The sequence below is a fragment of the Mesorhizobium sp. WSM4807 genome (assembly GCF_055811615.1).
The window spans coordinates 30349-37518 of record NZ_JBVVQY010000042.1; the positions used below are offsets into that span (position 1 = coordinate 30349).

Genomic DNA, 7170 nt, shown 5'->3' on the forward strand with positions numbered 1-7170 from the left:
CCCCCCCCCCCGCGCCGCCGGGGCCGCCGCGCGGGGGGGGGGGGGGCCCCCCCGCCCCCCCCCCCCCGCCGCCCCCCCCCCCCCCCCCCGCCAGTCATCAGCGCTGTCTTGAAAGAGGAGAGAGATGAATGCGCGGCTTTCTGCTCAACCGGCTCTCACAGAGCCTCATCCTGCTCCTGATCGTCTCGGTCATCGGGTTCCTCGTCCTGAACCTGCTGCCGGGGGGGCCGCTGGCGCAATTCGGGCTCGATCCGAGCATGACGCAGGACGATCTCGATCGCCTGAAAGAGCAATTGGGGCTGAACCGTCCGCTTTTGGTGCAATATTTCGACTGGGCCTGGCGGCTTCTCCAGGGCGACTGGGGACACTCCTTCCGCGACGGCGCGCCTGTGCTGGCAGTGATTGGCCGGCACGTCCTTGCGACGCTGCTGCTGATGGGTACGTCCACCGCGATTGCGATCGCGATCGGCACCTGGATCGGCATTCGTGGCGCCACGCACCGCTATTCGCTGTTCGACCATATGGCGACGGTCGGAGCCATGGTCGCGCTATCGATCCCGACCTTCTGGTTCGGGCTCGTCGGCATCTACATCTTCTCCCTACAGCTGGGCTGGCTGCCTGCAGGCAACATGTACACGATCGGCGACGGTTCGGTCCTGAACTACCTGCATCACCTGATCCTGCCAAGCATCGTGCTGTCGCTGGTGCATGTCGCGATCTGGAGCCGCTACATGCGCACCGCGACGCTCGACGCCATCAGCCAGGATTTTGTCAAGACCGCCCGCGCCAAGGGCCTGAGCGAGCGCCGAGTCATAATGAAGCACGTCGTCGGCAATGCGCTTTTGCCGATGATCACACTGGCCGGGGTCCAGCTTCCCAGCATCCTGACCGGCGCGCTGGTGACGGAGACAGTGTTTACCTGGCCGGGGATGGGTCGACTGTTCCTGGACAGCCTCGGCTACAGCGACTACCCGGTCGTGATGGGACTGCTGATGTTCTCAGCCATCCTCGTCATTCTCGGCAACCTGATCGCAGACATCGTGGTGGCGATCGTCGACCCGCGTATTCGTCTGGGTTGAGCGCGTAACCTCACGCCCAACAGGAGGCACCCGAAATGACCGCTCTCGCCGCAAATGCAGAACCAAGCCGCTGGTGGCGCAGCCGCACCGTGCGCCGGTTCACGAGCCATCACCTGGCGTTGCTGGGGGTGGCGATGATCACCGTTCTCACGCTGGCATGCGTGTTCGGCCCTCATCTCCTGCCCTATGATTCCCTATACATCGATTTGCGCGCCCGCTTTTCACCGCCGCTGACCGGCGACCACTATCTCGGGACCGATCCTTTGGGGCGGGACGTGGCGGCGCGACTGTTCATGGCGGGGAGGACCTCACTGCTGGTGGCTTTCTCTGCCATGCTGCTGTCGACGCTTATCGGAACGTTCGTCGGCGTGATCGCGGGCTACCGCGGCGGCTGGATCGGCGCAGCGCTGATGCGCACGGTCGACGGCTTCCTGTCATTCCCCTCCATCTTCCTGCTGCTGGCCTTGGCCGCGGCACTGAAGCCAAGCCCGGCCATGGTCACCGTGATCGTCGCTGTCACCAGCTGGATGGAGGTAGCCCGAATTGTCGAGGCCGAGGTGCGGTCATTGCGCGAGCGCGAGTTTGTGCTGGCCGGGCGCATGCTGGGACTGAGCGGCACGCATATCATGTTCCGCGAAATCCTTCCAAACGCCATGGGTCCGATCATCGTGGCCGCTACCCTGACAGTGGCGCGCGCGATCCTGCTGGAAGCCTATATCAGTTTCCTGGGTTATGGCATTCAGCCGCCGCTACCCAGCTGGGGCAACATGCTCGAGGGCGCCCAGCAGTATCTGGACAGTGCGCCCTGGCTGGCGATCATTCCCGGGGCCGCCATCACCATGGCCGTGACAAGTTTCAATTTCATCGGCGACGGGCTGCGTGATGCGCTCGACGTGCGAGACGACCGTGTCTGATCTGTCGACAAATGCGGCCCAATTCCGATCCCGAAAACCCAGTGCGAAGTGACTCACATGCACGAGCCGAAAGTCGCCGACAAGAACACACCCTACTGGTGGGAAGCGACGCCCGTCATGCCGCTGCCGCCGCAGCCCCTGGCCAGGAAGGTCGATGTGGCGATCGTCGGCGCCGGCTACGCCGGCCTTTCGGCCGGGCTTGCGCTGGCGCGCGAGGGGCGTTCGGTTGCAGCTTTTGATGCGATGAATCCGGGCGAGGGTGCTTCAACGCGCAATGGCGGAATTACCAGCGGGAGTATCCGGCTGGACTATGCCACGATCACCCGGCGCTTCGGAGAAGAGAGGGCCATGGCGATCGAGGCCGAGGGCAAGGTCGCGCGCGAATTCCTTTACGACTTCATCAAGTCGGAAAAGCTCGACTGCGACTTTCAACTGGTTGGCCTGTTCAAGGGCGCCATCGGATATGAACAGTACGAGAAGATGGCCCGCGGCGCCGAGGCGTTGGCGAGGAAACTGGGGATCGAATCTTACGCTGTTCCATATGCAAAGCAGCGCAACTACGTCGGCACCGACTTCTATCGCGGCGGCATGGTCCGGATGGACATCGGTGGGCTGCACCCGGCCAAATTCCACGCGGAGCTCCTGCGGGTGGCGCTCGCTTCGGGACTGGCGGTGCATTCGAACACGCCCGTGACCTCAATCGAAAGGGATAGCTCCGGGTTCCGCGTCGCGACTTCGGCCGGAACGGTGCAGGCGCGGCAGGTGCTGGTCTGCACAAATGGCTACACGGATGGCGCCAGTCCCTTCCTGCGCCGTCGGCTGGTTCCGGTTCGCAGCCGGATCATTGCCACCGAGGAACTCGCGCCTGAGGTGATGGCGCGCCTGATGCCGAAGCGGATGATGATGGGCGAGGGCCGCGAGCTTGGCTTCTACTACCGCCCTTCGCCGGACGGCAGACGCATCCTGCTCGGCGGGCGCGACAGCTCGCGTGCAGGCGATCCGGCAGCCCCGACGCTCCGTCTGCGAAACGGGCTGGGCGAAATTTTCCCGGAACTGGAGAAGGTTCGCCTTTCGCACAGCTGGTTCGGCAATGTGGCGATGCACCGCGACATGCTGCCCCGCATCTTCGAGAAGGACGGCGTGGTCTATGCCACCGGCTTCTGCGGTTCGGGCGTGGTCTGGGCGCCATGGGTCGGCACGCGTGCGGCTCACAAGCTGATGGGACATAGCGATCGGGCGCGCACCGCATTCGATTTCCGACCGCCTGCAGCCATCCCGCTCTATCGTGGCAATCCGTGGTTCCTGCCGGCCGTTATCAAGGGCTACGCCCTGCAGGACCGTATCGCCTGGTGGCGCGCCAGCCGCTGAAGGCCGAACGGTTGGCCGGTCTCTCGACCCTTGCCGAACGATAGCGGCAACAAGGAACAGCATCACATGCACTACATCTCCACGCGCGGCCATCCCGAACGCAGGAAGTTCCGCGAGATTGTGCTTGAAGGTCTCGCCCCGGATGGCGGCCTCTATGTGCCCGAGGTCTACCCTCGGCTGGATGATGCCGCGCTGGATCGGTGGCGGGGCTTGTCCTACCCGGTGCTCGCCTTTGAAATCCTGTCGCTCTACATCGACGATATTGCGCCCGCTGACCTGATGGCCATCTGTGCAAAGACCTACAGGCCCGAGGTCTTTGGGACCGCCAGGATCGCGCCCGTGCGAACGCTTGAGAGCGGTCTCCATGTGGCGGAACTGTCGAACGGTCCCACCCTGGCGTTCAAGGACATGGCGATGCAGTTGCTCGGCAATCTGCTCGAGTATGAACTGGCGCGGCGGGGTGAGGAGCTGAATATCCTCGGGGCAACCAGTGGCGACACGGGCAGCGCGGCGGAATATGCCATGCGCGGCAAGAAGGGCATCCGCGTCTTCATGATGTCGCCCCACGGACGCATGAGCGCCTTTCAGCAAGCCCAGATGTTCAGCCTGCAGGACGACAACATTCAGAACATTGCCATCGAAGGGGTGTTCGACGATTGCCAAGACATCGTGAAAGCCGTGTCCGGCGATGCTGATTTCAAGAGGCGCCACCGGATCGGCGCCGTCAATTCGATCAACTGGGCCCGGCTGGTCGCTCAGGTGGTGTATTACTTCTCTGCCTATTTTCAGGTGACTGAAGAGAATTCGTCAGAGGTCGACTTCGCCGTTCCCTCGGGCAATTTCGGCAACGTCTGCGCCGGTCATGTTGCGCGTATGATGGGACTTCCCATTTCCCGTCTCGTCATTGCGACCAACGAGAACGACGTGCTCGATGAGTTTTTCCGCACTGGGGTGTATCGCGTGCGGGGCCGGGCAGATACCTATGAAACCTCGAGCCCATCCATGGACATTTCCAAGGCCTCCAATCTCGAGCGTTTCGTGTTCGACTTGCTCGGTCGCGACGCCAGCCGGACGAGATCGCTGTTCGACGATCAACTGCGCGAAAGCGGGTCGTTCGATCTCAGCGGGGATCCGGCCTTCGGGAGGGCGGCGGACCATTTTGGTTTCCGCAGCGGGAAGAGCACCCACGCCGACCGGTTGGAGACGATCCGTGGCGCGTGGCACCGCTTCAACGCGGTGATCGATCCACACACTGCAGACGGCGTGAAGGTCGCGCGCGAGCATTCGGTTTCGGATGTGCCGATGATCGTGCTCGAGACGGCCCTGCCGGTCAAATTTGCGGAGACCATCAGAGAGGCCCTGGGCCGAGAGCCAGTTCCTCCGCAGCGGTTCGATGGCATAGAGGGTTTGCCGAGACGGTTCAAACTGCTTCCCGCCGATGCACAGACCGTGAAGACCTACATCGCCGAAACCCTGCAGGCTGCGGTCTGCTGAAAGGCTGCTTCCGCGACCGGGACCTTTTCGCCATGGCCGTATATACCGAGCTGTCACCTAACGAAGTCGCAACCTTTTTTCAGGCTCTGGGCCTGGGACAGCCGAATTCCGTTCGCGGCAGCACGAGTGGAATTGAGAACACGAACTACTTTGTGGATACCGAGGCAGGCGAATATGTGCTGACCCTGTTCGAGCGGCTCACGTTCGAGCAATTGCCCTTCTACCTTCACCTGATGAAGCACCTTGCGGCGCAGCGAATGCCGGTCCCGGATCCGGTTGCCAACGTCAGAGGCGAAATCCTTCACACGCTGAAAGGCCGGCCTGCCGTGATCGTCAACAGGCTTCCTGGCGAGAGCGTGACGGCGTCGACAGAGTCGCATTGTCGCGCTGTCGGGGAGATCCTGGCGCGAATGCACGTGACCGGGAGCGACTACCCACGGCGACAGGCCAATCCGCGGGGCCTCGAATGGTGGAAAGAGGTGGTGCCGGTGGTCGGCCGCTGCGTATCTGAGGGACAGCGCTCGCTGCTCACAAGCGAACTGGCCTTTCAGAACCAAATTGCTGTGTCCTCTACCTACGAGCGACTCCCCAGGGGGCCGGTGCACGCTGATCTCTTTCGTGACAACGTGTTGTTTGAAGGTGGTCACCTGACCGGCGTCTTCGATTTCTACTTCGCCGGATGCGACACCTTTTTGTTTGATATTGCCGTGTGCCTCAATGACTGGTGCGTCGATAGTGGCACCGGCCGCCAAGACACTAAGCAAGTTGCCGCCTTTCTCGGCGCGTATGAGTCAGTTCGCGCGCTCACTGGACCCGAACGCTTATTGCTTCCTGCAATGCAGCGCGCTGGAGCATTTCGTTTTTGGCTATCGCGTCTCTGGGATCTGTACCAGCCCAGGGAAGCTGCGCTCCTCAAAGCACACGATCCAAGCCACTTCGAGCGCATGTTGCGCGTGCTCCGGGCAGAAATCGCATGAGCAAGACCGCGAAGATCACCAATGGAAGTGGAAGCACGATGGCACCGACTCTCAAAGACCACGTTCGCGAGCTGCTTTCGCAGATCGAGACGGAGGGCCTGTACAAGCGCGAGCGCGTCATCACCTCGCCCCAGTCGTCCGAGATCGAGGTTGGGGGCCGCAAGCTGCTCAATTTCTGCGCCAACAACTATCTCGGGCTCGCAGACAGCGCCGAATTGCGCGACGCGGCCAAGCAGGCGCTTGACCGCTACGGGTACGGCATGGCGTCGGTGCGTTTCATCTGCGGCACGCAGGAAGAGCACAAGCAGCTCGAGGCAAAGATATCGAGCTTCCTCGGTATGGAGGACACAATCCTCTACGGTTCCTGTTTCGATGCCAACGGCGGCCTGTTCGAGACGCTGCTTTCCGAGGAGGACGCGGTCATTTCCGACGCGCTGAACCACGCCTCGATCATCGACGGCGTCAGGCTCTCCAAAGCAAAACGCTTTCGCTATGCCAACAACGACATGGCGGCGCTCGAGGAGGAATTGAAGAAGGCCGAAGGCAGCCGCTTCAAGCTGATCGCCACCGACGGGGTTTTTTCCATGGACGGCATCATCGCCAATCTCCAGGGCGTCTGCGACTTCGCGGAAAAATACGATGCCATGGTGATGGTCGACGACAGCCACGCCGTCGGTTTCGTCGGCGAGCACGGCCGCGGCACGCCGGAATATTGCGGCGTCGAGGGCCGGGTCCATATACTCACCGGCACGCTCGGCAAGGCGCTGGGGGGTGCCTCGGGTGGCTACACGGCGGCGAGCAGCCCGGTGGTCGAATGGCTGCGCCAGCGCTCGCGGCCCTATCTATTTTCCAACACGCTGATGCCTGCGATCGCCGGGGCCTCGCTGAAGGTGCTGGATATGATCGAGCAGGGCGGCGGCTTGCGTCGCCGGCTCTACGACAACGCCTCGCGCTTCCGCGCCAACATGGAAAAAGCGGGCTTCACGCTGGCCGGAGCCGACCACCCGATCATTCCTGTGATGATCGGCGATGCCGCGCTGGCTTCGCAAATGGTCGACATGCTGCTTGAGCGCGGCATCTACGTGATCGGCTTTTCCTTCCCCGTCGTGCCCAAGGGCCAGGCCCGCATCAGGACGCAGATGTCGGCCGCCCATTCGGCCGCCGATATCGACCGGGCAGTGGCTGCGTTCGGTGAGGTGGGTCGCGAACTTGGAGTGATTGGCTGATGTCCAACATGATGCGCGCACTCGTTAAATCTCGCGCCGAGCCGGGCATCTGGATGGAAGAAGTGCCGGTGCCGGAAATCGGCCCCAACGACGTTCTGATCAAGATCAAGAA

Annotated in this window: 6 protein-coding genes and 1 pseudogene; all 7 read left to right on the plus strand. The window is 62.5% G+C overall.

The annotated features are described in order from the left end of the window. Nucleotides 1–128 precede the first annotated feature (128 nt). The gene (locus AC0L3N_RS30995) at nucleotides 129–1079 is read left to right on the plus strand and encodes an ABC transporter permease (protein WP_123145911.1); all 951 of its coding nucleotides are present in this window, start codon (nucleotides 129–131) and stop codon (nucleotides 1077–1079) included. Nucleotides 1080–1114: 35 nt separating this feature from the next. Continuing rightward, nucleotides 1115–1993: an ABC transporter permease gene (locus AC0L3N_RS31000; protein ID WP_123145912.1), complete on the plus strand. Its 879-nt coding sequence runs from the start codon at nucleotides 1115–1117 to the stop codon at nucleotides 1991–1993. A 57-nt stretch (nucleotides 1994–2050) separates the two neighbouring features. After that, nucleotides 2051–3361 (plus strand): NAD(P)/FAD-dependent oxidoreductase, encoded by a 1311-nt coding sequence (locus AC0L3N_RS31005; protein WP_473551387.1) that lies wholly within the window; start codon nucleotides 2051–2053, stop codon nucleotides 3359–3361. 66 nt (nucleotides 3362–3427) lie between these two features. Beyond that, entirely contained in the window at nucleotides 3428–4855 is a 1428-nt protein-coding gene (thrC, locus tag AC0L3N_RS31010; protein ID WP_473551388.1) for a threonine synthase, read from the plus strand. A 32-nt stretch (nucleotides 4856–4887) separates the two neighbouring features. After that, on the plus strand, nucleotides 4888–5832 hold the full coding sequence (locus AC0L3N_RS31015; RefSeq protein ID WP_473551390.1) for a homoserine kinase: 945 nt from the start codon (nucleotides 4888–4890) through the stop codon (nucleotides 5830–5832). A gap of 38 nt (nucleotides 5833–5870) precedes the next feature. Continuing rightward, a complete protein-coding gene (locus AC0L3N_RS31020; RefSeq protein ID WP_473551395.1) occupies nucleotides 5871–7058 on the plus strand; it encodes a glycine C-acetyltransferase in 1188 nt (395 codons plus the stop codon). After that, nucleotides 7058–7170: pseudogene (tdh, locus tag AC0L3N_RS31025) on the plus strand (L-threonine 3-dehydrogenase); the annotation flags it as partial. The gene AC0L3N_RS31020 and the pseudogene tdh, both read left to right, overlap by 1 nt.

Excerpts from the sequence above, each read along its gene's own strand:
- AC0L3N_RS31005 (WP_473551387.1), top strand. The coding sequence starts at position 2,051 with ATGCACGAGCCGAAAGTCGCCGACAAGAACACACCCTACTGGTGGGAA.
- AC0L3N_RS31020 (WP_473551395.1), top strand. The coding sequence starts at position 5,871 with ATGGCACCGACTCTCAAAGACCACGTTCGCGAGCTGCTTTCGCAGATC.
- thrC (WP_473551388.1), top strand. The coding sequence starts at position 3,428 with ATGCACTACATCTCCACGCGCGGCCATCCCGAACGCAGGAAGTTCCGC.
- AC0L3N_RS31000 (WP_123145912.1), top strand. The coding sequence starts at position 1,115 with ATGACCGCTCTCGCCGCAAATGCAGAACCAAGCCGCTGGTGGCGCAGC.
- AC0L3N_RS31015 (WP_473551390.1), top strand. The coding sequence starts at position 4,888 with ATGGCCGTATATACCGAGCTGTCACCTAACGAAGTCGCAACCTTTTTT.
- AC0L3N_RS30995 (WP_123145911.1), top strand. The coding sequence starts at position 129 with ATGCGCGGCTTTCTGCTCAACCGGCTCTCACAGAGCCTCATCCTGCTC.